This is a genomic window from Klebsiella sp. P1CD1 (assembly GCF_003790505.1).
Lineage (GTDB): Bacteria > Pseudomonadota > Gammaproteobacteria > Enterobacterales > Enterobacteriaceae > Klebsiella > Klebsiella variicola.
Map to the genome: position 1 here is coordinate 3286825 of NZ_CP033631.1, position 25718 is coordinate 3312542.

At 58.6% G+C, this 25718-nt stretch carries 24 protein-coding genes; 3 read left to right on the forward strand and 21 right to left on the reverse strand.

Annotation, left to right across the window (positions count from 1 at the left end):
- Window positions 1–13 precede the first annotated feature (13 nt).
- The 15 genes from DTA24_RS28635 to tssB form a co-directional block, all read right to left on the reverse strand.
- Window positions 14–2467: a T6SS phospholipase effector Tle1-like catalytic domain-containing protein gene (locus DTA24_RS28635; RefSeq protein ID WP_123836958.1), complete on the reverse strand. Its 2454-nt coding sequence runs from the start codon at window positions 2465–2467 to the stop codon at window positions 14–16.
- Window positions 2455–2976, reverse strand: coding sequence for a T6SS immunity phospholipase A1-binding lipoprotein Tli1-KP (tli1, locus tag DTA24_RS16430; protein ID WP_012968404.1), 522 nt, complete (start codon window positions 2974–2976; stop codon window positions 2455–2457). The genes DTA24_RS28635 and tli1 (DTA24_RS16430) overlap by 13 nt, the downstream gene beginning before the upstream one ends.
- Window positions 2977–3044: 68 nt before the next feature.
- Entirely contained in the window at window positions 3045–3632 is a 588-nt protein-coding gene (locus tag DTA24_RS16435; protein WP_123836959.1) for a DUF3304 domain-containing protein, read from the reverse strand.
- A 68-nt stretch (window positions 3633–3700) separates the two neighbouring features.
- Window positions 3701–4231 (reverse strand): T6SS immunity phospholipase A1-binding lipoprotein Tli1-KP, encoded by a 531-nt coding sequence (gene tli1 / locus DTA24_RS16440; protein ID WP_123836960.1) that lies wholly within the window; start codon window positions 4229–4231, stop codon window positions 3701–3703.
- 67 nt (window positions 4232–4298) lie between these two features.
- Entirely contained in the window at window positions 4299–4829 is a 531-nt protein-coding gene (tli1, locus tag DTA24_RS16445) for a T6SS immunity phospholipase A1-binding lipoprotein Tli1-KP (protein ID WP_012541976.1), read from the reverse strand.
- Window positions 4830–4896: 67 nt separating this feature from the next.
- Window positions 4897–5424, reverse strand: coding sequence for a T6SS immunity phospholipase A1-binding lipoprotein Tli1-KP (tli1, locus tag DTA24_RS16450; protein WP_012541977.1), 528 nt, complete (start codon window positions 5422–5424; stop codon window positions 4897–4899).
- A gap of 63 nt (window positions 5425–5487) precedes the next feature.
- Entirely contained in the window at window positions 5488–6267 is a 780-nt protein-coding gene (locus DTA24_RS16455; protein WP_012541978.1) for a DUF4123 domain-containing protein, read from the reverse strand.
- Entirely contained in the window at window positions 6268–8637 is a 2370-nt protein-coding gene (locus DTA24_RS16460) for a type VI secretion system Vgr family protein (protein ID WP_164481369.1), read from the reverse strand.
- Between the two features lies 1 nt (window position 8638).
- Window positions 8639–11293: a type VI secretion system ATPase TssH gene (gene tssH, locus DTA24_RS16465; RefSeq protein WP_123836961.1), complete on the reverse strand. Its 2655-nt coding sequence runs from the start codon at window positions 11291–11293 to the stop codon at window positions 8639–8641.
- A gap of 265 nt (window positions 11294–11558) precedes the next feature.
- Window positions 11559–12050, reverse strand: a complete 492-nt coding sequence (gene hcp, locus DTA24_RS16470; RefSeq protein WP_023340018.1) for a type VI secretion system effector Hcp — start codon at window positions 12048–12050, stop codon at window positions 11559–11561.
- A 4-nt stretch (window positions 12051–12054) separates the two neighbouring features.
- Window positions 12055–13758 (reverse strand): OmpA family protein, encoded by a 1704-nt coding sequence (locus tag DTA24_RS16475; protein WP_023340017.1) that lies wholly within the window; start codon window positions 13756–13758, stop codon window positions 12055–12057.
- On the reverse strand, window positions 13755–14444 hold the full coding sequence (gene tssL / locus DTA24_RS16480) for a type VI secretion system protein TssL, short form (protein ID WP_117130573.1): 690 nt from the start codon (window positions 14442–14444) through the stop codon (window positions 13755–13757). The genes DTA24_RS16475 and tssL overlap by 4 nt, the downstream gene beginning before the upstream one ends.
- Window positions 14441–15784 carry a type VI secretion system baseplate subunit TssK gene (gene tssK, locus DTA24_RS16485; protein WP_164481342.1) on the reverse strand — a complete coding sequence of 448 codons (1344 nt, stop codon included), beginning with the start codon at window positions 15782–15784 and terminating at the stop codon, window positions 14441–14443. Before tssK ends, tssL begins: the two co-directional genes overlap by 4 nt.
- A 9-nt stretch (window positions 15785–15793) precedes the next feature.
- Window positions 15794–17338, reverse strand: coding sequence for a type VI secretion system contractile sheath large subunit (gene tssC, locus DTA24_RS16490; RefSeq protein WP_008805195.1), 1545 nt, complete (start codon window positions 17336–17338; stop codon window positions 15794–15796).
- A 42-nt stretch (window positions 17339–17380) separates the two neighbouring features.
- Window positions 17381–17872, reverse strand: coding sequence for a type VI secretion system contractile sheath small subunit (tssB, locus tag DTA24_RS16495; RefSeq protein ID WP_110195087.1), 492 nt, complete (start codon window positions 17870–17872; stop codon window positions 17381–17383).
- Window positions 17873–18501: 629 nt separating this feature from the next.
- Between tssB and DTA24_RS16500 the strand changes: the two genes are divergently transcribed.
- Entirely contained in the window at window positions 18502–19068 is a 567-nt protein-coding gene (locus DTA24_RS16500) for a DJ-1/PfpI family protein (protein ID WP_008805196.1), read from the forward strand.
- Between the two features lie 157 nt (window positions 19069–19225).
- Here the strand turns inward: DTA24_RS16500 and DTA24_RS16505 are convergent, their stop codons facing one another.
- A complete protein-coding gene (locus DTA24_RS16505; protein WP_123836962.1) occupies window positions 19226–19987 on the reverse strand; it encodes an SDR family NAD(P)-dependent oxidoreductase in 762 nt (253 codons plus the stop codon).
- 108 nt (window positions 19988–20095) lie between these two features.
- On the opposite strand from DTA24_RS16505, the gene DTA24_RS16510 reads away from it, so the two are divergent.
- On the forward strand, window positions 20096–21010 hold the full coding sequence (locus tag DTA24_RS16510) for a LysR family transcriptional regulator (RefSeq protein WP_032735381.1): 915 nt from the start codon (window positions 20096–20098) through the stop codon (window positions 21008–21010).
- A gap of 302 nt (window positions 21011–21312) precedes the next feature.
- Entirely contained in the window at window positions 21313–21501 is a 189-nt protein-coding gene (locus DTA24_RS16515) for a hypothetical protein (RefSeq protein WP_008805199.1), read from the forward strand.
- Window positions 21502–21554: 53 nt separating this feature from the next.
- Here DTA24_RS16515 and DTA24_RS16520 read toward each other — a convergent pair whose 3' ends face one another.
- From DTA24_RS16520 to opgC, 5 genes are read right to left on the reverse strand one after another with little or no spacing between them, the layout of a single operon-like run.
- On the reverse strand, window positions 21555–22025 hold the full coding sequence (locus DTA24_RS16520; protein WP_039103190.1) for an ATP-binding protein: 471 nt from the start codon (window positions 22023–22025) through the stop codon (window positions 21555–21557).
- Window positions 22018–22356, reverse strand: a complete 339-nt coding sequence (locus tag DTA24_RS16525) for an STAS domain-containing protein (RefSeq protein ID WP_012541991.1) — start codon at window positions 22354–22356, stop codon at window positions 22018–22020. The genes DTA24_RS16520 and DTA24_RS16525 overlap by 8 nt, the downstream gene beginning before the upstream one ends.
- Window positions 22346–23560, reverse strand: coding sequence for a PP2C family protein-serine/threonine phosphatase (locus tag DTA24_RS16530; protein WP_023340013.1), 1215 nt, complete (start codon window positions 23558–23560; stop codon window positions 22346–22348). The genes DTA24_RS16525 and DTA24_RS16530 overlap by 11 nt, the downstream gene beginning before the upstream one ends.
- A gap of 8 nt (window positions 23561–23568) precedes the next feature.
- Window positions 23569–24468 carry a hypothetical protein gene (locus tag DTA24_RS16535; protein ID WP_023297472.1) on the reverse strand — a complete coding sequence of 300 codons (900 nt, stop codon included), beginning with the start codon at window positions 24466–24468 and terminating at the stop codon, window positions 23569–23571.
- A 10-nt stretch (window positions 24469–24478) separates the two neighbouring features.
- On the reverse strand, window positions 24479–25696 hold the full coding sequence (gene opgC, locus DTA24_RS16540) for an OpgC domain-containing protein (protein ID WP_012541994.1): 1218 nt from the start codon (window positions 25694–25696) through the stop codon (window positions 24479–24481).
- Window positions 25697–25718 lie beyond the last annotated feature (22 nt).

Here is a 25718-nt window from a genome sequence, read left to right on the forward strand (position 1 = left end):
TCCTTATCCGCGTTCAGACCGTTGTCGTCAGAACGTCCTCCAGCCAGCTGGCCGGCAGCGCGGCTTGCCCCCGCGCCAGCTGCTCTTCCGCTTTCCGCGCCTTTTGCTGTGCGACAACGGTTCCCGGCTCGTGGGTAAATGCCCGCAGCTGCGCCCCTCCGGGCAGCTCCGGCAGCGCTTCCCCGGTTATCTTGTCCAGCACCGCCACCTCCAGCGAGCGCACGGCGCCTGTCGCGGCCAGCCCGGCCAGCTTGCCGGTCAGGCGCTTTTGCCGGAAACTGAGCACGACACCCGCGGTCACGGTCGCAAAACCCACCAGGTCTCCGGCGAGCACCAGCGGCGAGAGCGGTTTACTGCAGCGCTCGCTGAAGTAAATCATCCGGTAGCGGAAGTAACCGGTCCACATCTCGCGCGTGCCGAGCGCGGCATACATAAACCAGGCGCGTGAATCATGCACCTGATCATCAAACAGCGCCCTCACCAGCCCGGCAGGCTGCTCCGCGTTGCTGGCCTCGCCGGCATCGGGAAAGAGGACGGCCACCCGGGCCTCTCCGTCACGCTTCATGCGCCGGTATTCCTGCGCTTCATCATCGGTATTGAGAACGAAAATCACCGGCTGCAGCACGGTATCCAGCACCAGCTGCGCCAGGTTATCCGGAATACGGTAACCGTCGTGGTAATCCTTTCCGAACTCCTTCGCCGCGTCGAACAGCTGGGTTTGATCCATCTTTGGGTCAAAATCCTTCACGCCCGGCTGCAGAACGAGTTCGTCCATCCTGTCAGGAGGCTGGTTTGCTATCTGGTTCTGGCGAGCCCTGAGCACCGCCGCCTGTTTTTCATCACGAACCTCTTCTGCCGCCTTCCGCGCGGCAGGCAGCGCTTCGGTATTCGTGGCGCGCTGATAGAAGGGCGTTTTCAGCATCGAGCCTCTGGCATAGCGGTCGATGCGCCAGGCGGTGATCCAGGCCATCTGCTCAGCAATGACGGTTTCCAGACTGCCGCCGGCGGCAGGTGGTTCGTAGTGAGAGGCTGCTTCGGGATCGAACGTTTTCGGCGTGGTTTGGCCCAGGGTGAGTTCACGCCAGGCGTTGAAGCGTGATATTAATTCCGGTGCAGCGACAAAATCTCTAATTTGCTCAGCATCAAGAGCGCGCCAACTATCCTTTCTTAAACTCTCCGGTAAACTAAATTTATTGACTTTCAGTGGCGCGCCAGCAGAAAAAGCGCTTGAATACAGGTCATGCAACACTATTTGTGACAACAGATAGCCATCATGTTTAGCATTCGCCTTCCCCTGATCCCCCGGCGGATATCCTCCACCGATATCCGAGTGCATCCCCGGGTAAACCACCTCTCTGGCACAGGGCGGGTATTTGCCGTTTGCCCGCCGCACCGAGTCCAGCGGAAAGCAGAGACGCTGCTCATGCCCGGAGACCAGGTGAACACATTTTTTTATCAGCCCGCCATAGGTTTCATCATCCGGCAGCTCCATCGTGCCGTCTGCCCAGGACATATGCCCGTCGGCAACCGGCACCACATGCGCCACCCCGACGGAGGCCACCGTATCCAGCAGCCCGAGAAACTCCACGCTGACGGGCAGCTGCATCCCGCCTGTCTGCAGGCACTGCGGCGGTTTTTCACCTTCCGCCGCCGGCGGGGGCAGCAGTTCGCTCAGCCAGCGCACAAAGGTGCGCGCCGCTGCCGCGCCGCGGGAAAAACCATAGACATACAGCTTGATGCCTGTCAGTTTCGGCTTGCCCGGCTCAGGCTGAATAATCAGGGGCTTCAAATCAGAGGCCAAATCATTCAGCAAACGAGTGAACTCTTCATAGCGGTTATGGCTGCCGCCAAACCACAGCCGGTTCCAGCTGGTACCCATTTTTTTGAGGGATTCACGGCTGGCTCCTTCGGACAGCTTTATGCTGTTGTTTTCCTTGTCCTTACTCAGGCGCATTAGCACATCAATAATCCGCAGCAGCGCCCAGTTAATCCGATCCTCACCCTTAACTGCCCCCACCAGACCCATGGTGGAATAGTCCGGGTCATTCACTTCCGGGAACGGGGTGCCCACGCCGGGAATATAAAACTTGAAGTATTTTCCTCCACTGTCTTTTACCCCATCCAGCGGCATCTTTTTGGTATCAGTGACGCCGCCGGCGGTGCCGTCGCCAATGGTGGCGCGAAACAAACGCGCGATATTGGTCGGGTGCTTCGGGTTCGCGATAAAAAAGTCATGATTTAAGTTATTGCCGGTACCGTCGAAAAACAGGCTGATGTGCAGTGTCTTGCAGCACGGCGGCTCCACGCGCCGTCCGGCAGCCAGGCACAGTTCCTGGTGATAGCGCCGCTCGTCGCTGTTCTGCTGATGGCAGTTCTGCCCAACCTGCAGCGCCCGGCCCGGCAGACGTCCCTGCGGCGGAAACGGCGGCGGGACCCAGGCGGCATGGGTTTCGGTTATTTCGGACATACGGCGGGCTCCTTCATCCTGACGGGCTCTTTTATCGGGTACGACAGACTGCCGTAGGTGTAACAGCTGGTGGTCACCTTCACGTCATCGCAGGGTAAAAAGTGCACCGTAATGCCGCACACATCCTGGCCGTTATAGTCGGGCAGCGGGACAGTTTTGCTGTGCTGCCGATGACTGGCTTTTATTTTCTTTTCCCATTCAAGATATTTATTCCAGTTTTCATATCCCGGGAAATCATCAGTTGAAGCTTCCCCACTTTCCCAGTCAATGCGTACCGTCATACCCGGCGTCCAGCGGGCGGGCACGCTGAAGCAGCAGCCGCCACCGCCACCCTGAAACGGGCCTATAATGTCGATCCCCGACTGGCCGTTGACACTGAAGTGGTTTATTGCCCATTTTGTGTGGTTGATGGCGTCAATGGTGCCGCCGCCGGCCCGGGCGGCTGGCTGTGCGCAGCCAGTTAACAGCAGCAGACCCGCCAGCAGCGGGCTGATTAATGCAGACTTCATCGGACTCTCCCTGTCGGTTTGAGGGTGATTAAGTGAGGGTGATGCCATCCCGGGGAAACGGAGGCGAGCTACTCCGGACATACGGCGAGCTCCTTCATCCTGACAGGCTCTTTTATCGGGTACGACGGACTGCCGTAGGTGTAACAGCTGGTGGTCACCTTCACGTCATCGCAGGGTAAAAAGTGCACCGTAATGCCGCACACATCCTGGCCGTTATAGTCGGGCAGCGGGACGGTTTTGCTGTGCTGACGTTTTAGTGCTTTGATTTTTTTATACCAAACTCTTTTTTGTTGGTTATATTCTGCTATTTCTTCGGTCCAGACTTTATTATCCTGCCCTTTATAATTCGGATAAGCAGGTTCAGGAATTTCAGGAATGTCTCTGGCAAATGCGACTCCACTTTCCCAGTCAACGCGCACCGTCATACCCGGCGTCCAGCGGGCGGGCACGCTGAAGCAGCAGCCGCCACCGCCACCCTGGAACGGACCTATAATGTCGATGCCCGACTGGCCGTTGATACTGAAGTGGTTGATCGCCCATTTTGTGTGGTTGATGGCGTCAATGGTGCCGCCGCCTCCGGCCTGTGCGGCAGGCTGCGCGCAGCCGGTTAACAGCAGCAGACCCGCCAGCAGCGGGCTGATTAATGCAGATTTCATCGGACTCTCCCTGTCGGTTTGAGGGTGATTAAGTGAAGGTGATGCCATCTTGAATAAACGAAGGCGGGCTACTTCGGACAGACGGCGGGCTCCTTCATCCTGACGGGCTCTTTTATCGGATAATTCGCATTTCTCGGTGACCAGCAGCTGGTGGTCACCTTCACGTCATCGCAGGGTAAAAAGTGCACCGTAATGCCGCACACATCCTGGCCGTTATAGTCGGGCAGCGGGACGGTTTTGCTGTGCTGCCTCTTTTGGGCATCAATTCCTTTTTTCCAGGCAAGGTATTTTTCCCTATCCTGATACCCCGGAAAGTCCATGGTGTACCCCACCCCGGTTTCCCAGTCAACGCGCACCGTCATACCCGGCGTCCAGCGGGCGGGCACGCTGAAGCAGCAGCCGCCTCCGCCCCCCTGAAACGGGCCTATAATGTCGATCCCCGACTGGCCATTGACACTGAAGTGGTTAATTGCCCATTTTGTGTGGTTGATGGCTTTTATTGTGCCGCCACCGCCGCCTCCGGCCTGTGCGGCTGGCTGTGCACAGCCCGTTAACAGCAGCAGACCCGCCAGCAGCGGGCTGATTAATGCAGATTTCATCGGACTCTCCCTGTCGGGTGAGGGTAATGAAGGGATGGTGATGTCACCCCGGGGAAACGAAGGCGTGCTACTTCGGACATACGGCGGGCTCCTTCATCCTGACGGGCTCTTTTATCGGATAGTTCGCATTTCTCGGTGACCAGCAGCTGGTGGTCACCTTCACGTCATCGCAGGCTAAAAAGTGCACCGTAATGCCGCACACATCCTGGCCGTTATAGTCGGGCAGCGGGACAGTTTTGCTGTGCTGGCGGTTGTTTTGTTTTAAATTATCTCTCCACTCTCTGTATTTTTTTGAATCAGCAAATCCAGGAAAACCTTCAGTCGATGCCTCACCACTTTCCCAGTCAACGCGCACCGTCATACCCGGCGTCCAGCGGGCGGGCACGCTGAAGCAGCAGCCGCCTCCGCCGCCCTGAAACGGGCCTATAATGTCGATCCCCGACTGGCCGTTGACACTGAAGTGGTTGATCGCCCATTTTGTGTGGTTGATGGCTTTTATTGTTCCGCCACCGCCGCCTCCGGCCTGTGCGGCAGGCTGTGCACAGCCGGTTAACAGCAGCAGACCCGCCAGCAGCGGGCTGATTAATGCAGATTTCATCGGACTCTCCCTGTCGGGTGAGGGTAATGAAGGGATGGTGATGTCACCCCGGGGAAACGAAGGCGTGCTACTTCGGACATACGGCGGGCTCCTTCATCCTGACGGGCTCTTTTATCGGGTAGTTCGCATTTCTCGGTGACCAGCAGCTGGTGGTCACCTTCACGTCATCGCAGGGTAAAAAGTGCACCGTAATGCCGCACACATCCTGGCCGTTATAGTCGGGCAACGGGACGGTTTTACTGTGCTGACGGTTCTGAGAGCTCATTTTTTTCTCCCAGACTTTATATTTTTCGTAATCAGCAAATCCAGGAAAGCCTTCAGTCGATGCCTCACCACTTTCCCAGTCAACGCGCACCGTCATACCCGGCGTCCAGCGGGCGGGCACGCTGAAGCAGCAGCCGCCTCCGCCGCCCTGAAACGGACCTATAATGTCGATGCCCGACTGGCCATTGATACTGAAGTGGTTAATTGCCCATTTTGTGTGGTTGATGGCGTCAATGGTGCCACCGCCGCCTCCGGCCTGTGCGGCTGGCTGTGCACAGCCGGTTAACAGCAGCAGACCCGCCAGCAGCGGGCTGATTAATGCAGATTTCATCGGACTCTCCCTGTCGGTTTGAGGGTAATGAAGAGAGGGGTGTACTCAGCCAGACCAGGCTTTTCATTCTGAAGGTCTCTCACTGGTTTTTACGTCCGCAAACCACTTCTTCATTACCCAGTCTTCACGAGCGTCATCCAGAAGAAGACCCTGGCGTGTCGCCTCCACCATGCCCTGGTAACAGGCCGAAAACAGTGACTGTCTTGAGTCAAACATGCCCGCAGGCGGAGCACAGTGCGACAACATGACGATGACATCGCTGATACACATCAGATGCTCAAGCTGGCGATCGCTGAGTTCTATTTTGGGCGCATTTTCATCGCGTTCCGGCGGGAGACCACTGCCTTTGATGCCTTTCGCCTGGCCGTCAAAATCCTGCCACGCCCAGAACAGGGCCGGACGCATCAATGGCTCTTGCTGCTCTTCACTGAGAATGTGTGTAAACAACAGCGGAAATACCCGGGTATCGTAAAAGCGTAAAATTCCGCTGCGCCCTTCCTGCAGAATATCCATACACTGCGTGAGCCAGTTCGCCAGCGCCGAAAAGGGCCAGTATGTGCAGAACAGGAGCAGCGGCGCCTGGATGGCAAGTTGCTGGCTGATATCCTGTAACCAGCGCATTTGCTCATGATCATCAAGCGTAAAGCGCGCCACCAGCGGAGCATCATCGACAATAAATGCTTCCGGAAGTCCATGAAAAAGCGACTGCCACTCAACTGACAGCGAATTCAGCGCCGGAATAACGGAAAAATCCACCCCCGCCTGATCGATAATGACATGCAGATAATCCGTTTCGAAAGCCCGACAGGTTCCGGCGACCTCTTCAATCCATTGTCTGGTCATCTATGCCTCCCGCGGCACGAAGCCCTGCGCCAGCGCCTGGGCTTTTTTAAGGCACTCTTTACACACCGATGCCGGTAGCTCAGGCAAGGGAAACGCCTCGCTGACCGGCCCCTGCAAATCATGCTGTCCCTTAAGGCTAATCACCCCCGGTCCGTGGATCTGTACCTCTCCCTGCGGGGTAAGACGGATATATGCGCCGCCGCAACCCAGGGTGATGCCATTTTTAGCCGTCAACTGCAGATGCCCCTGGGTTGACTGGACGGTGATATCTTTTAGCGCGGTCAGCGACAGAATCTCGCCGTGCGACTCTACTTCCAGCGGACCTTTGGCGGAGACCAGCCTCATCCCCTCCTGTTGCGCCAGCAGTGAAATAGCCTGGCTGGCATTCAGAGAACAGCGCTGTGCCGTGGTGATGTTGACCTCCCCCAGGCTCTGCAGATACAGCCCGTTACCGCTGTGCAGGAGGGTTGTTTCCGGCGTGACTGCGGCAATCCCCTGCGGGGCCGACATCAGCAATGTCGGCTGTTTAAGATCGCTGGTGCCTGTGGTCAGTGCGCTTAATGGGCCGGTGTCTGGGATAACATTATGATGGGTTTGCGTAATGCTTCCCCATTCCGTGACCTGATTCACCGCACCTTTCAGCAAACTGACCGCCGTCTCCATCGCCAGCACCTGCCCCTGAGCCTGCGCCTGCCCGTCCGCGCTGATAAATATCCCTTTCTGTGCCCGGATAGCTCCCCAGCTGTCGGTTCTCAGCTCAAAGCCTTCGCCGCGCGGCTGCCTGTCACTGTCCACCAGGTGCCCCAGGTTCAGCTGGCTCTTGCCGCCATACTCCGTCGAGACCTTGATATGTTCTTTCCCGCGCTCATCGTCGAGGCGGATTTTGTTGTTGGCCGGGGTGCGCAGAACGTTGCGTTTGTCATTGCGGATGTTGACGTGGTCGCCGTGCGCCGAGTCGTGCAGCACGCCCGCGATATACGGCCGGTCAGGGTTACCATCCTCAAAGCCAATCGCCACCTCCGTCCCCGCCAGCAGCGGCAGGTGCAGGCCGTAAGTGTCTCCGGCATACGGTCGCGACTGACGGACCCACAGACTCTCGAACCCGGTTTCCCAGCGCGCCCGGTCAAACAGCATATTCACCCGGTAGCGTCCGTGTTTGTCGATATGCCCGTAGGAGTCGTTTTCCCGGGTGCTGGTCACGCGGGCCGGCAGCGTCCCGGCCATCACCGGACGCGCGCCGGGCTCAGGCCGGTAGCCGACGTCCGGGCTGTCCGGTATGCCGGCAAACTCCAGCGCAAAGTCCGCATCGCGCCGGGCGTGGCTGTGCATCGCCGTGACGAGCACGCCATCAGCAAACTCCCCGGCCACCTCCTCTCCGCCGGTGACCTTCAGCACCTGCCCCGGGCAGAGCGTCGGGCAGCTGGTGGTGGCCTGCATCCGGGTCTGGCCGTTCAGATAACGCTCATGGCGAAGGCGGGCGTAAAACGCCCCGGACTCCGGCGCCGGATGCCGGTCATGGGCATTCCCCGCCGTCAGGTAGTTATCTCCCCAGTGGTAAGCCTCACCGAAGGTGGTGGTCTCCCCGCGGGTGACATCCACCTGCGCGTTCATGTCCGCCGTCGCCTCGCGGTAGTTGTAGTCGCGGGTACTGACCTGCTGCTCCACGACGCGGTGGCGGCATGCCATCTCCCACACCGCGTCCACCCCGGCCGACTGCTGCCCTGACGGCGGGACCGAAGGCAACGTCAGCCCCTTCTCATAGCCCTGCTGACTGTCGCAGAACTCAGCGACGTCGATGTGCAGCCGCGTGTCGGCGGTAAAGCGAAACCAGATCCCCACCTCACCCAGCAGCCGGGTGATAAAGCGCAGGTCATCCTCGCCGTACTGCATCACCTGCTCGCGGCGCGGATACGTTTTTGTCAGTGAGAACAGAAAATCCTGACCGCGCAGGCCGTGGCGCTCGCGGAGGATTTTTTCCACAATCTGCGGAACGGACTGGTCCTGGTAAATGGCGTTCTGGTGCGAGCGGTTAAGCAGCGCCAGGCGCGGCTGGAGGGTCAGCGCGTAGTGCGTTTCATCCCTGGAGGTACTGAGCCGTTCAAACCCCGTCACCACGCCCTGGATCACCCGCACGGGTTGCTGAACATTGATGCCGAAGCCCTGAGCCACCGGCGCCTGCAGCGTCAGGGAGGCTGCCTTCATCAGCATCATCTCTTTGCTGATGGCATGGTCTGCGCTGGTGAATTCAATACGGTAGCGGAACGGCTGGCTCAGGGCTTCATCGCCCTCAAACGCCAGCACATCAAGCCCGGCTTCACATCCCTTCACCGAAAGCAGGTGGTGGTTGTGGCTGAACAACAACGATTTCACGCTACTCATCGGCGATCGCCCCCTCGTCAAACGCCATCACGATGCCTTCCTCTTCGTGATACCCCAGCGTCACCTGGCGCGGTTTCTGCCCCGCCGCCATATGGCTCAATAGCTGCTGGCTCAGCGCCGGCAGGATCTGCTGATTCAGCAGACTGTCGACGTTGCGGGCGCCGGTGTCCGGTAGCAGGCAGGCCTCGGTCAGCACGTCGAACAGGCTCTCGCTGAGGGTGGTGGTGATTCCGTAATGGCAAGCCAGACGCTGACTCACCTGACCGAGCTTGATCCCGACAATGGCGCGCAGCGCAACCGCCGGCAGCGGACGGTAAATCACCGTCTGGAAGCGGGCCAGCAGCGCCGGCTGGAAGTGGCCGCGCAGCACCGGGCGCAGCAGCTCGTGCAGGTCTGATTCGCTGGCCTCCGGCTGTTCATCCAGCAACTGCATCAGGAGGTCGCTTCCGAGGTTGGCGGTCATCAGGATCACGGTGTTGCGAAAGTCGATTTCACGCCCCTCGCCGTCGCGCATTACCCCCCGGTCGAAGACCTGGTAGAACAGGTTCATCACATCGCGATGGGCCTTTTCCACCTCATCGAGCAGCACCACGCTGTAGGGGCGTTTGCGCACCGCCTCGGTCAGGATCCCGCCCTGGCCGTAGCCGACGTAGCCGGGCGGAGAACCCTTCAGCTGGCTGACGGTGTGCGGCTCCTGGTACTCAGAGAGATTGATGGTGATCAGCGCTTTCTCGCCGCCGAACAGCGCCTCGGCCAGGGCGAGCGCCGTTTCCGTTTTGCCGGTGCCGCTCGGCCCGACCAGCAGGAACACCCCCTGCGGACCGTTCTCCGGCGTCAGGCCGGTTTTCGCGGCGCGCAGGCGCCGGGCAATAGCGCTCAGGGCCGCCTCCTGGCCAACCACCCGTTTGCCGAGACTCTCTTCCAGACTCAGCAGCTCCGTCTGCTCATCTTTCATTAGCGAGGAGAGCGGCACGCCGGTCCAGTCGGCAATCACCGTCGCCACGGTGCGGACGTCGACGTCCAGCCCGAGCAGCGGATTGCCCTGCTGGACAGCAATAAGTGCGTTTTGTAGATCGCTAATTTCCGCCTGGCGGGAGATATCGCGGCGACAGGCGAGCAGCGCCTCCGTCAGCTGCAGCTCCTGACCATACTGAGTTTCGAGGGTATCCAGCGCCAGAATAAGGCGGATCTCCTCCTGCTCAATGGCCGCCAGCCGTTCGCCGTGGGCGCTGTTGCCCAGCGCAATATCTTCCAGCAGCGCCTGCTTCTCCATCGCCAGCGCGGTGAGCTGCGCCTTCATGCGGGTCAGCGGCTCAGGCACGGTATCGAGACTCATACGCAGGCGGGCGGAAGCGGTGTCGAGTAAATCCACTGCCTTGTCCGGCAGCTGGCGGCCGGTGAGATAGCGTCGTGACAGCGTCACGGCGGCGCGCACCGCATCATCCGTGATATGCACGCCGTGGTGGTCGGCATAGCGGGACTTCAGGCCACGCAGCATCAGGCAGGCGGTGTCGTCGTCCGGCTCATCCACCTTGACCATCTGAAAGCGGCGCTCCAGCGCGGCGTCGCGCTCGAAGTACTGCTTGTATTCAGACCAGGTGGTGGCGGCGATGGTCCGCAGCTCGCCCCGGGCCAGCGCCGGCTTCAGCAGGTTGGCGGCATCCGCGCCGCCCGCCTGATTACCCGCGCCGATGATCGTGTGCGCCTCGTCGATAAACAGCAGCACCGGCGAAGGCGACTGCTGTACCGCCTCAATGATATTTTTCAGCCGCTGCTCGAACTCGCCTTTGACCCCGGCGCCGGCCTGCAGCAGACCGAGGTCGAGAGTGCGCACCGACACCGGCTTCAGCGCGTCGGGGACGTTGCCTTCGGCAATGCGCAGCGCCAGGCCTTCCACCAGCGCGGTCTTGCCCACGCCCGGCTCACCGACGAGGATCGGGTTGTTTTTACGCCGACGGGAGAGAATATCCACCATCTGGCGGATTTCCGTGTCGCGTCCGAACACCGGGTCAATCTGGCCATCTCTGGCTTTGGCGGTGACGTCGAGAGTGAATTTGTCCAGCGCGTTCTGCAGCGCCGGGTTGAGCCCATCCGCATTCAGTTCACCGCTCGCAGGACGCCCCACAAATTCCACGTCCCCGCCATGGGGCTGCGCCAGGGCCGCTTCCTGCTGCGCTGGCGGACGTTCGTCGGACTGGGCATCAAGCAAGGGGCGCAGGCGTTCCAGCTGACGCTGGCCCAGCGTTAACAGCGGCCACAGGCCATCGCACTGGATCAGATTCTGTTTTTCAACCAGCGCCATCAGCAGGTGAACACTGCGGATCTGCGTTTCGCCGCTGAGCGAGGCAATCAGCCAGGCCTCCTGCATCAACATCTGGATAGGATCAGAGAGCTGGGGACGATGACGTACCGAGCGCGGCTGTTTATCCAGCCAGCTCAGCAGATCCTGCCACAGCGCATCCATATCCCATTCATAGCGCCGCGCCAGCACCGTCAGATCGCCTTCCCCCTGTTCCAGCAGCTTAAGCAGCCAGTGCTCGGGCAGGATCTCGGCATGCGCCCGGGTCTGACACAGGGAGGCCGCCCCCTCCATCGCGCGGGCACAGCAGGGATTAAGACGGCGTAACAGGCTGGCTGGATTTTCCATGAGATCCTCTCTTATTGGTTCCGGACACGCTACCGCCCGTCGCTGTTCCCGAACAGGGAACCCAAAGCGCACAAGGTCAGGCAGACAGATTGTGTTTTTCTTTGCTGAGAACCCGCATCTCAGGCACTCAGCAAAAAACGGCGGGCAGAGAAACGCTGCCCGCATCAGGCGATAGTCCGCAATAAACCCCGGTCGCAGCGATAACGATGCGGCCGGAGTGAGCGAACGTCGCCTGCGCGCCAGCGGCGCGAAATATGACGGGCAATTACGCGGTGGCGCGTTCGTTCCAGCTATCGGAGTGAATGATGTTGCCGTCTTTATAGGTCCAGGTGATCTTCTCGTAGCGCAGCTCAATCTGTTCCAGATGGTTGTGCTTCTCGTAGGCGGGGTCTTTGATGTCGTGCATCAGGGGATTCACTTTCACCACCTTGACGTTCTCAAGTTTGGTATTGAAATACTCCACTTCCTGGCCGGCATCGTTGATTCTGTACCACTTGAACTCAGCGGATTTCAGGGTCTGGCCGGTGGTCACTGCCTTGTACAGGTAGGGGCTGGAGGAGTCGATCTCCTTGGTGAACAGGAACGGCGTATGGATACGCGTGCCGGTCAGTTTGCCGGTGTTGTTATCGGTCGGGATGTACAGGTTGTGCTCCTGGGCCACCACTTCGATACTGCCTTCACGATCCTGAACGTCGACAGACCCTTTAATGTCCGCGCCGCCATCGTCTTTCAGCCAAAGATAAACAGGAATTGCCATGGAATTACTCTCCATTGTGTAGTGAAGCGCCATCATCCTGGGATGACGCAGAGGGTTGGTCCGGTAGCCGGCAGGCGTCTACCTGCGGCACCAGACTGATTTCGACACGACGGTTCAGCGCACGGCCCTCCGGCGTATCGTTTGTTGCAATTGGTCGGCTTTCGCCATAGCCCTGAACGGCAAAGCAGCTGTCCGGCACGTCGCCGGTATCGCGCATCCAGTCGCGGACCGATTCCGCACGTTTCAGCGACAATAGCTGGTTGGCTTTTTCCTCACCGACGCTGTCGGTGTGGCCCGCCACCACGATCAGCCACCCGTGCCTGGCCTTAATGTCCATCAGCGAGTTGACCAGCCGCTTTGTCGAACCAGGCTTCAGTACCCATTTCCCGGTATCGAATAGCGACATGCTGTCAAGGCGGATGACGTCCGGCGCGACGCGCTGCACCGGCCTGGGTGGCGGAGGCGGCACGTAACCGCGAATCGCCTCCAGCAACGGCAGGCGAATCTGCTCCCCGCGATACAAGCCCAGACTCAGGCGCAGCGGGACGCCGTTACGCGCCCAGCTATCGAGCAGCGCGGCATCTTCACGCAGCACCCTGACAGCGCTGGCTTTTGGCCGATAATCATCCATTGCAATCCGCTCATAACGGGCAATATCGACGCCCACGCGCTGCAGCAGTTGTCGATTGTTCCAGCCACTGCTGAGCAGCGCGGCGACAGCCGCGAGGGTGAAAATCGCGAGCGCCGCGCGCCAAGCCCTGCCTCGTGGCGTGAGTCCCCGTCCCGCCGGTAACTGCGGCAGGATGAATTCCGGCAAAGCTGAAGCGTCCCCGGTGTCGCTCTCATCTGGCTGCCAGCCAGCTACCCGCGTCAGGCCGCTATGTCGGGATAACCACGTCGTCCAGGCCGACGATGCCAGACTTCCAGGCAGCGAGGGCCCGAGACCCCACAGCACGGCCGCAGGGGTCAGAGGCGGCAGGTCGGTATTCTCTTCCGTCAACACGGCATGGACGTGCTGTTCAGACCAGCCCATCAGGCTGTTCATCAGCACCTGCTGCTCCAGCGCGGCCGCCCCGCCGGCGCTTACCCAGGCCGGTACGGAACAGGGGGCGCAGGAGGGCTGCCAGACTTTCACCGCCTCACCCGTTATCGCCGCCTGCCACAACAGGTCGCGACTCATCGCGCTGCCCACCTGCCCCTGCAGCGCCAGCGGTACGGCATACCCCGTCTGCTGACGCAGCTGGCTGAGTTGCCAGCGCAGGGCCAGCAGAGCGCTGGTCAGCGCATCGCTTTGCACATGCCGCTGCGGGCAGACGCAGAGCAGCACCGACAGCTGAGGCCCCCATTCCGGCCGCTGGCTCAATACCTGGCGCGCGACCTGCTGCAGCTCCTCCGTCTTTTCCACGCGGATCCAGCAGCCCTGTTTGACGACTCGCACCGGTGACGCTGGCGGCCAGACACTCGGCAGGTCGCCGCAAACGAGGACCACCGGCTGGCGATAAGCGCCCTCCGGGAGAGGGGCCAGGGTTGATGCGACGTTACGTCCGGTACGACGACTGGCGATGCGCCAGATCCCGATGATCAGGGCCAGCGTGACCAGCAGAATGAGCCACGCCCCCCAGCGGGGAACCGGCAAAAATAGCAGGCACACCAGCGCACTCAGCAGACTGGCCCACAGCGCCAACCCACGCTGCTGCGCGGGGCTCATTTCACCGCCCCCGGTAACAGGGTCAGCAGCAGGTGATCGAGCCAGTGGTTCAGCCCCCACCACAGGACGAGTACCACCATCACGCTCAGGCCAATTCGCACGGGCCAGGAGGCCAGCCAGCCGCTTATCCCCAGACCGGCGCGACTCTCTACCAGTACGGGAGCGGTAGCCGGGCACTGAAAAGGAGGAACACGCTCACCGAGCGCGTTGACCAGCTTCAGGCGCTCGGGGTCGTGGAGGGAGCGAAAGCTGCCAATAAAACCCAGCAGCATCACCCGCTGAAAACAGGTGACCACGGCCCGGTTGGGCGCCGGTTCACGCAACACATCACGCATCCGCTCGCACAGGGTGTCGCCGGCGTCCATGGTGCCGAGGAAGTGCCCCTGCAGCGGAATGTCATACCACTGCAGGCAGGCCTCATCCTCCACGCCGCGCCCTTTCACGGCTTCATCGAGCAGCGCGCACTGGGCGGTGAGAATATGCTGACAGCTGGCGTCATCAAGCCCGCTCGCCTTCAGCTCATGTTGCACGCGCTCGACATCAGCAATACAGCGCTGCCATAGCGTGTACCCTTCCTCATCGCGGAACTGCGGGCCGTGGCGCAGGCTGATAACCTGCAGCCAGGTGTTCTGCAGCAGCGCATCAATATCAATGGACGCGGCGTTGCCGCGTTTAGGCTCATTCACGTTCGTAGTACCGCAAAAAGTTCAAGTTCAGGCTCACCGAGCATCCCCGGGACGTAAAACATACAGGTGCCGCTCTGCAGCATTTCCGTCGCCAGAGGGTGGGACACATCGAGGCTGAAATACTGATTTTCCAGACGTAGCGGGATCGCCGCCGGCACATGACGCAATGGCGTGAGGGGCACCCCTGTCCGCGAGGAGTTGACGATGGCTTTGACATGATCCGGACTGCCCACTTTGCACTGTCGCGGAAACTGCTCCTGCAGTTGGGCGACCGGTACCGACGAACGAACCGACAGGTAGTAATCAGCCCCTTCCCGCAGCCGGGCATCGTGCAGACGCGCCTGCCAGAAGTGCAGCCGGGCATCATGCTCCAGCGCAATCGCCACCACCCGCGATGGCAGGCTCGCCTCCAGCAGGTCGCTCAGTAAATCAAACAGCGGCGGAAAAACCGCGTTCAGCTGGTCATGCTGATAGATCGGGACGGCATTCGCCTGATGGGTGAGCGAAAAGGTCAGCAGGCTACCAGCCAGGCGCGCCAGCTCCGGGTAGAGGCGTTCCGGCGGGCTTTGCCGGTAACGCAGAAAGTACCCCAGCACCGGCTCGGCGCTGTTCAGCGCATTCAGCAACCAGAACAGAGAGACATCGGCTACGGCAAAATCAGCCATCCGTTCATTGCTTTCGCGACGCATGGCCATCAGGCGCGTCAGACGAGCCCGGAGCTGGATGAGCAGCTGTTCAAGCTGCGTCGCCAGCCAGCGGCTGCCCTGGATCTGCAGCAGCGGCGGGAGAAACGTCTCGTCGATAAGCCAGGCCCCCTGCGAATCCCGCTGCAGGCGAACAAGCGGACAGGTCAGGTAATCGCTGTTGTCCAGGTGGGCGAAGCGGAGGGTCAGCTCCGGCTGTATGACGGCAATCTGCCGGGTATCATCCCCGAACTGGTTGCGGACATCGCGCCAGCGCTGCCGGAAGCGCACCGGCCTTTCGGCCACCTCCTCCGGCTTCAGGCAGTTGCCGCCATTCGCCTGCATCAGGGGCAGCGCCAGCACGATCACCGCCTCGCCGTCCGCGCCGTCCAGTGACAGCGCGGACGGCAGCGCATCGGCATTGTCCGTATCAATCATCGTGCCATCCTGGAACCGGACCTGCAGCCTGTGAGCCTGCAGGCGGCCCAGTTTGAGCATCTCTGGTTCGAAGGTCGCCTCAACCACTCCCCAGGGATGGTTAAGCCCCATCCGGGCAATCACTTCCGCAGTCCAGGCTGCATACGCAGCCTGCTGTTGAAAATGCTGGGGCGACACCATAATGCCCCGGCCCCACAACGGACGTTCCGTTTTCATCATCGTCCGAACCTACGCCTTCGCCTTTGGCATCTGGCTAACCAGCGACAGATTGACGTCCATCCCCTCGACCTGGAAGTGCGGCACCGCGTAAAGCTTCACGCGGAAGAAGCCTGGGTTATCCTCAATATCTTCCACCACCACGCTGGCATCGCGCAGCGGATGGGAGGCCTGCAGCTCGTCGCCGGGGTCGGTCATTTCAGTCACCAGGCTCCGCACCCAGGTGTTCAGCTCCAGCTCCAGCAGCCGCCGGTCCTTGGTGGTGCCGATATTCTCGCGCTGGATCATCTTCAGGTAGTGCGCGATGCGCGACAGCAGGAAGATGTAAGGCAGACGCGCGTTGATGCGGCTGTTGGCGGTGGCGTCAGCGGTATCGTACAGCGCCGGTTTCTGCGCGGAGTTGGCCGAGAAGAAGCAGGCGTAATCGCGATTTTTGTAGTACGACAGCGGGATAAAGCCCAGGCTGGCAAACTCAAACTCCCGCGTTTCCGGGATCATCACCTCGGAAGGGATCTTCACCTGGTTGCCGGTGCCCAGATCGTACAGGTGGATGGGCAGATCTTTCACCGCGCCGCCGGCCTGCGGACCGCGGATCTGCACGCACCAGCCGTTATTGACAAAGCTCTTCACCATATTGGAAGCGAAGGAGAACGCTGCGCTGGTCCACAGATACTTTTCGTGGTCCGGACCTTTCACCTGCTCGACATAGTTGAAGCTGCGCACCGGCACGGTGTCCGGACCGTACGGCAGACGACCCAGCACGCGCGGCATCACCAGACCGATGTAGCGGGCATCGTCGGTTTCACGAAATGATTTCCAGCGGATATATTCCGCGCGATCGAAGTAGTTGCCGATATCCTTAATAGCAGCCACCTCTTCCATGGTCTCTTTCAGGAAGAAGGCCGGGCCGACGGCGCCGATAAACGGCATATGGGCGGCCGCAGAGACGCGGGAGATATTGCGCAGGAGCGCCACATCCTGCGGGCTGGCGTCGAACTCATAGGCCGAGATCACCGAGCCGATCGGCTCGCCGCCGGGAGTGTCATACTCCGCGGTATAGGTGTGCCAGTAGAGGCCGCTCTGGATAAGCTCCGGCGCGTCCTCAAAGTCCTGGCGCAGATCGTCTTTGGCGACGTCCAGGATCTCCGTTTTGACGTTCTGCCGATAGTCGGTGTTGTCCACCAGCTGTTTGAGGCCGCGCCACAGGGATTCGACCTGCTGAAACTCCTGATGGTGCATCACCGCGTCCAGCTGACGGCTTATCTGGAAATCCAGTTCGGCGATATGGTGGTCAATCAGCGTTTTGTCGAGCTTTTCCACCCGCTGACCGGACTGACGAATGCGCTCCATAAACACCTGCATCGCCGCGGTGAGACGCTCCGCCGCCGGCGCCTCGGAGAGCGCGGCATCGTCCAGAAAGTCGTTGATATCCCCGAGGTGAGACGCCGGAGCGAGATTAATTTTTTCAAACAGCGAGGCGTAAACGCCCTCGCCCGCCCTATTTTCCTGCAGCGTGGTTTGCCCCTGAACAGGGGCGTTTTCTGTGGTAACAGACATTAGCATTTTCCCGGTTAATCCATTAACAGACTTGCCCCGCCATTATTTCGGGGCAAGCGCACTCATTTCGTCGCGTAATTCCTGGGACAGCGCCGGATCTTTCAGGATTGCCTCAAGCTCTTTTCTGAAAGTGGCGTTATCAAGCAGATTGGATTTGAGATCGCGTAATAAATTACGCATCGCCAGCATGGCGCGGAGTTGCGGAATTTGCCGGGCAACCTGCTCCGGTTCAAAATCTTTGATATCGGTAAAACGCAGTCTGACGTTCTCCTCTTCGCCGTTGCCGGACAGCGTATTCGGCACCGAGAGGTTAACTTCCGGGCTAAATTCCGAAAGTACGCTGTTAAAGTTATTTTTATTGACGTTGATTTTTTCTCTTTCCGATAAAGGCCGGTTTTCCTTACCATGACTAAAATCGCCAATGGTAAGCAGCTTCAGCGGCAGTTCAACCTTCTTCTGCGCGCCGCCGGTATGAAGAGATAATTTGAGATTAATGCGCGCCCTGGGGACTTCATTCTGGAACGTATCAGTCATAGCAGTTCCTTTCCTTAAGGAATAATTATTGAAGAGTTGACGATAAAAACCGGATGATAATAGAGCAAAAACAGATTATCGATCAACTTAACAAGAATATTTCTTTAATGCATTCACAAGGCAAACAAAATTATTTTATTAGTAACGACAATGAATGATTTACAGCCAAATATAAAGTTCAGAGCCAACACCTTCAATCAACATTGAACACATGAATGTTCACATCACATATCATCAAGGCGATAAAAAAATAGATTAAATGAATATGATAGCGACAATTCCCGTGAATAATATTGTCATGAGATAATTGATATCATCGTTAGCAGATCAGGCACGCATTTAAGCCACTTCTCCTGTTTTCGTCCACGCTGAACCGTCAACAGCCCTGGCACACAGGCCTGCGGAACCCGCGATATTTTCCACCACAGACAGCCGTCAGTAGTTGAAAAAGGCTATTTTCCCGGGTGACTGACCACACGGCGATGTCGGCAAAAGTTGTCGCTACCAGAAAAAACATGACCCCGATAGCAAGATGCACACGCTACCGTCTTCGGCATCCTGAGGGGGTCGCATTCTGCGGATCGCCAGGCTATATCTAAGACACCTTTCTTCCACAACGAGTAAAAATGATGAGCAAGAAGATCCTGATGCTGGTCGGCGATTATGCCGAAGATTACGAAACGATGGTCCCTTTTCAGGCACTGCAGATGATTGGCCACCAGGTCGATGCCGTCTGCCCGGATAAAGCCGCTGGCGACTATGTCATGACCGCGATCCATGACTTTGACGGCGCCCAGACTTATAGCGAAAAGCCGGGGCACCGCTTCACCCTGAACGCCAATTTTGCCGCGGTGAAGGCCGAGGACTATGACGCGCTAGTGATCCCCGGTGGCCGGGCGCCGGAGTATCTGCGCCTGAACGAGGAGGTTATTAAACTGGTACAGGCATTCGACGCCGCGCGTAAACCTATCGCCGCCGTCTGCCATGGCCCACAGTTGCTGGCCGCCGCTGGTATTCTCCAGGGCCGCACTTGCAGCGCTTATCCCGCCTGTGCCCCGGAAGTGCGCCTGAGCGGTGGGCACTATGCGGATATTGGTATCGATCAGGCGCATGTGGACGGTAACCTGGTTACCGCCCCCGCCTGGCCGGCCCACCCGCAGTGGCTGGCGAAATTCGCCGCCCTGCTGGCGGAATAACGGCCTGTAGAGAAAGCGTTTTCTCTGGCGAAGGGAATTGGCCATCGCCGCGCTGGTGCTCTCCTTCCCACCGGCACGGCGGTGTTTGATCAGCCGTTCCCGCAGCAGCTTAACCTGACTCAACTCAGCAAAACGTTGGCCGGATAGTCCCCTCGCTTCAGATGCGCATTCCCCCGGAAACTTCAATGCGCTGGGCATTAACCCAGCGATGATCATCGGATAACAGCGAGGCGATCATCGGCCCGATATCCTCTGGCCCCCCCGGTCGACCCAGCGCCGTCATGTTCGCCACCGCCTGAGCGACCTGCGGGTTATCCCGCACCACCCCGCCGCTGAAATCGGTGGCGATGGCGCCGGGCGCCACGCAGTTCACCGTAATTCCGCGACTGCCCAGCTCAAACGCCATATAGCGGGTCAGGGTTTCCACCGCGGACTTCATGATCGCATAGGGCGCCCGGTTCGCCATCACGATACGGGTTAGCCCGGACGAGACATTCACTATTCGCCCGCCATCGGCCAGCAGCGGCAATAGTTTTTGGCTGAGGAAAAAAACGCCCTTCACGTGGATACGATACAGCGCATCGAATTCCGCTTCCGTGGCGTTAAGAAAACCCATGCCGCTGGCATTGCCGGCATTATTGACCAGGTAATGAAACCGATCGGCCCCTAGCTCCGTCAGCGCCTCCTGAAAGGCGCTAACAAACGCGTCAAAGGTGTCGGTTTCGCCGGCGCTGAAGGGCAACGCAATCGCCCGCGAACCCTGAGCTTCAACCCGTGCGACCACCTCGTTCGCCTCGGCAAAATGCGCGTTGTAGGTCAATACCACATTCACGCCGCGCTGAGCCAGCGCTTCAACGGTCGCGCGCCCCAGGCCGCGGCTGCCGCCTGTCACCAGGGCAATTTTTGCGCTATTGTTCATGTTTCCCCCTTTTCTCTCTGCTGAAAACATGAGCGATTATAGGCTTCTGCATGCCGACGATAAGATCGCATTGCCCGACAGGATTGTTTTGCCAGCTGGAACAATGTCATGGATAAACTGGATACCCTGACCCTGTTCGTGCGCATCGTCGAACGAGGTTCGTTCAGCGCCGCCGCCGCGGATCTGGGTTTTTCCCGGCCGGTGGCGACCGCGGCCATTAAGGCGCTGGAGGCCAGTCTCGGGGCGCGGCTGCTGCAGCGCACCACCCGGCACGTACGACCGACGGCGGAGGGCTCGCTGTATTATCAGCGCTGCGTGGCTATTCTGGCGGCCCTTGAGGAGGCCAACCGCAGCGCCGGGGGGAGCATTGCCGGTATTATCCGCGTGGACGTGGCGGGCAATCTGGCGCGAACCCTGCTGCTGCCCGCGCTGCCACAGTTTCTCGCCCGCTATCCTGCCATGACGCTGCAGATCGGTGAAAGCGAGCGCGACGTCGATCTGGTTCGCGAAGGGGTCGACTGCGTCATTCGCGGCGGCCATCTCCCCGACAGCGAGATGATTTGCCGGCCGCTCGCCAGGCTGCAGGAAATCACCTGCGCCAGTCCGGCCTACCTCGTCCGGTACGGTACCCCGCATACGATTGAAGGACTGACGGGCCACGTGATGATCGGGTTTGTTTCATCGCGCACGCAACGTACCTTGCCGCTGAGCTTTACCCAGGATGGCCGCCAGAGCGAGGTCAGTTTGCCCTGTCGGCTGCTGACCTCCGATGCCGACGTCGGCGCCGAAGCGGCAAGGCTTGGCTTTGGCCTGTATCAGGCCCCCTTGCCCCGCCTTGAGGCCGATCTGGCGTCGGGCGCGTTAACGGAAGTGCTGGCCGATTTTCGCCCTGCGCCGCTGCCGCTCTCCCTACTCTATCCCAGTAATCGGCAGCTCTCTGCCCGGGTACAGGTATTTATCGACTGGGTGACGGCGCTGATGAAGCCTCCCCTGGCGCAGCAGGCATCCGGAAGGCTAAAATAATATTTGCTATTATTTGCGGCTCGTGCGTTAATCGTTAAGTCGATTTACCAGACGAAAAGTTATTATCTAAGTACGCGTTCTCATCTCCAGGCGTTATCCCTGATACCACCTTCCTTTGAGCAGTCCCGTTAGTATTTTGCTTTTTCTGTAAACAGGCTCTGTCAGATCCCTGTTGGCTCGTTAATAAAGCCCTCCGACTGACGCAATACCCGGCTTACCACTAACAAAAATCAGCCGCGTTAATTTTCCTGAAAACGACCTTTGTCTTTTCAACAGAACATTACCCATACAAGGTTTACATTATGATTGAACATATCCATTTTAGATGCCCATGCTGCCATGGCTCCCAGTACAGAACGTCCCAGTTTGATGTGACGGAAAAAAATCCCTTTGGTGCGAAATGCATTTTCTGCAAATCGGCGATGATGACATTTGATGCTATCCGCCCTCGTCATCTGGGCGCGCAGTCTACTGCGCAGGCACAACAATAAGTATGCGCGGGTAAAGCATGCCTGTTATCCGCCAGGCGGATGACGTCTTTTTCTCAACCGCCGTTTTTGTCGGCTGAATAATTAACAGCGGGATCAGGCAACGCTTTTATCAGGGTGGTAATATTTTTCCCTGCATTCATTTCAACGTCAAAAAAGTCCACCGCACGCAGAATAAGCCGCAAGCCTCTACCGCTTTCCGCTAACGGATCGACATCGAAATGCTCATTACCACGCGCCAGCGCCAGGCGCTCGGCGGGAAAGGTTTCCCCCGAGTCGGTAAAGCGCAGCGTCACCCGTCGGTCCGCGACCCTAAACTCCACACCAAAACGACTTTCCCGATCCTCATGCAGCGCATAGCGAATAATATTCGTTGCCGTTTCACAAGCGGCGAGATCGAGCGCGAAACGCCACTCCTCCCCGACAGGCAGCGAAGCCATTTGCTGGGCAAGCCACTCCGCCAGCGGTGAAAGCGAGGTGAGTTCGGCAGGAAACATCATGTTGCTATTCACGGGCACGTCACTCATTTAACTGCGCAAGTGCCGAGGTGCGATCCTCGCAAATGCGGAAAATACGATCCATACGGGTCAGCGTGAACATATTGCGGATGCCAGGATTCAGCGCGCACAGCGTCATCTCCCCTTTCCCGTTCATCATCTTCATCAGAGAAACCAGGGTTCCCAGACCGCTACTGTCGATAAAATCAATTTCGCTGAAATCAACAATCAGATCGCCGGGCGCTTCGCCTATCTCCTGGGCGATTGCCGATTTAAAGGCTACTGCGACGGAAGCATCCAGCCGACGCACCGCCGGCGTCAGGATCGTCACCGAGGCCTGCCGTTCGGTTTCAATTTTCATCACTGTCCCCTGTACGTTCAATAATCAAGAGTGAAACATCATCGGCCATCGCCTGGGTCTCCTGCGCGTCGCCATTGCGCCAGTGGATCAAGTGCCGGGCAAACCGCGGCAGCAGCGCGGGCAGCGGCTGCGTCACACTGTCCTGCAGCCACGCTTGTAAACGCGCTTCGCCAAACTGTTCACCGCTCCGGTTTTCACATTCGGTGATACCGTCGCTGAACAGGCAAAGCCGCTCTCCTGGCGCCAGCGAGAAACTGACATCTGCCCATGAGAGATGGTTTATCAACCCCACCGGCGCCCCACCGCTACCGGCCGAGCGCACACTTCCATCAACGGTGACGATAAACGGCGTGGGATGCCCGGCCTGACACAGTTTCCCCTCACCGGTTGTGAGGTCGATGACGCCATAGATCAGGGTGAAATAGCTGACAATCTCTGCCTCGTCGCTACAAAAACGACCATTCAGGATCTGCACTACCTCGGCAGGTGATGCCGGCTGGTTATCAGCAGAGAAAAGAAAACGCTCAACCGCCCTGCCATGTAGAAACTGGCGGGCGACGGCAAGCGACATCATCGCCGCCCCCACGCCGTGCCCGGAGACATCCACGCAGTAAAATCCGAGATGCTCCCCCAGCGGGAAAACATTAAAAATATCCCCCGATACCCAGGCCGACGGCAGGAAAATCCAGTCGGAGAAAAAACCCTGATAGCACAGCTGATGAGCCGGGAGAACCGACTGCTGAATGCGCGCCGCCAGCTCCAGATCCTGTTCAATCTGCCGCAGCGCTTCACTTAGCCGCGTATTGCGCGCGGCGAGGTCGGCTTCAAGGGAGAGGATCCGCGCCCCGGCGTGCAGTCGCGCCCGCAGTTCACTCTGCTCCACCGGCTTACTGAGAAAATCATCGGCCCCTGCCGCAAACCCTTGCGTTAAATCGCCCGGATTTTCGCGAGCGGTGAGCAATATCAGATAAACGTAGTGACCAAACTGGCGACGGCGAACTTCCCGGCACAGCGTCAGGCCATTCATCTCCGGCATTTCCCAGTCGCTAATCACCAGGCTGACGGGCTGGTTTTCGAGGATCGCCAGCGCGGCGACGCCGTTTTCCGCCTCACTGACGATATAGCCCCACTGCGTCAACATTCGGCTCAAGAGCCGACGATAAACCAGCGAATCTTCAACAATCAGGACGTGCTGTGCCGACATCGCGCCTCCTAAATCGGCAAGAACCAGATAAGGCTGATCGTGCCTTCACGAAACTTGCCGCTGCCGCTGTCGTGCCCCGGATAGCGGGTACCGGCATAGTTGGCATACTGCACAGAGAACGATCCTGGCGTATAGCCCGCGTAACCGAAGCTGTAGCTGTAGTCGCCATTCCACGGTTGCTGCTGGCTGCTGTCGGGGTACCAGAACGCTGTCGCACGGATAAAGAAATGTTGCTTAAAGGTATATCCGCACCCCCCGAGCAGTACGTTTTTGTTTTTGCGTATATCGTCACTCTCCAGATCGTAATAACGCGGCACCCAACTGTAGCCCACCTGGCACATGATGGCGTCGCCTTTGTTGATCAGCAGCGTATTCTCCATGGGCTTCGGCAGGGAAAATTTATATGCCAGAGTGATGGCTCCCTGCTCAAAATAGGTGTGACGCTTGCTGCCTGAGGTCCAGAAGTGGTTATCGCCATAGTTACTGTAAACCAGGCTGACGGTATTGGCATGCCAGTCGTCGTAGCCAAAACTATAGCGAAAATCGGCGGTATAGCGGCTGGTATCAGTCACCGGTAAACGGGATGTCACGTTGGCGAACCAGAAGCTGTAAGGCGAGTATTGCAGGCTGAGGTTCAGCGTCTGATTATATTTTTTCTTCTGTTCTGCGCTGTCTGAGCTGTTGGGGACGGTCATCCACTGCTCTTTTAAACCCGAACTAAAGCTCAGCGCTCCCGAAAACACCTTGTCATTCCCGGAAAAAAGCCGTCCCCAGCGGCTGGTAAACACGCCGGCCTGCACCGGTTCACCATTTTTATCACGCAGCGGTTGTGCGTCGTTCTTCTCTGCTCCTTCCGCACCTGCGATGGCGCACCATAGCGCGCAGGCCAGCATATACTTCTCCCGCATTTGCCCTTCCTTAGTTAGGTATCCAGCGTGCGGCGACGCGGTATTTGGCCATCAGCCACAGTACACCCAGCGCGGCGGCATGGATCAAGGTGTTCACTATCCACGCCTGGTGCCACAGATCGAAGGTGACCAACTGGCTTACGGCGAGCACGATATAAACATGCAAAATGAAGGTGTAGAGCGAACGCTGCCCGAGCGGGATCAGGAACCAGCCAGCCAGCCAGTTCAGGGGACGCCAACACCAGGTCAATAACAGATAAATAGTGACCATCAGACTGATATCATTGAGGATCCGTACCGGCCCGAGGCCGTTTTTCGCCGCCCAGGTATGATAAAAGGCGTTAAACTCCGCCGGAGGGATCACGTGCATCAGCAGCGCGGGCGGCATAAAAGGATTGGTATGGTTCTGGGCGACAAACGCAAGGATAAGCGCGATGAACACCAGCGCCGCGACGGCGACTTTGCCGGGTGGCGTGCGGGCGAAAGAGATCAGTTCCGCTTTGTACCAGCCGCAGCACATTCCCAGCACAAAGATAAATTGCCAGGCCAGCAGGGGAAAGGCGAATTCAAATTCGCAGGGCGTCACCCGTACCGGCCAGCGTTGCCAGCAGCCGTAGATCAGCAGCGAGACGCCCAGTAAGGGGTAGACGTGACCCTTTTGCAGCATTCCCAGAAACAACGGGCTGAGTAACAACAGAAAAATATAGAGACCGAGGATCTGCGTTTGGTGTGGGCCAATCTGCAGATAGAGGATAATGTTAAACCACGTCTCTTTTATTTGCGGGGTGAGTGGATAGAGCGACCAGCTGGTCCCGGAAAAACGATCGGTAAAGTGAGTGACTTCAAAGGCATTAATAAACGGAAAATATCTCAGCAAAAGAAAAGAGACAATAATAATAATATTAACCTGATATATTTTCCATGCGCGCAGATAAAGTCCCCAGCCCACCGTCAGTAATACAGCTTTTTGTAATCTGACACGATTTAGCATCCCTAACATAAAGCCCGACAGGATCACAAAACCCTCGGCGCCAGTGGTCAAACCAAAACGCTCCCAGCTGAAAATATTAAATATCGACATCACTTCCGTATGCGCCACCACCATCATAACGAGAGCAATGCCGCGCATAAAGTCGATACGCAGGTCGCGTTCACCCGCCAGAGAATAACGCCAGGCTATTGATTTATCAGTTTCTTTTTGCGAAATCGCTGAGGCAACCTGGCTCATGGAGGATCCTGTCGTCTACCCT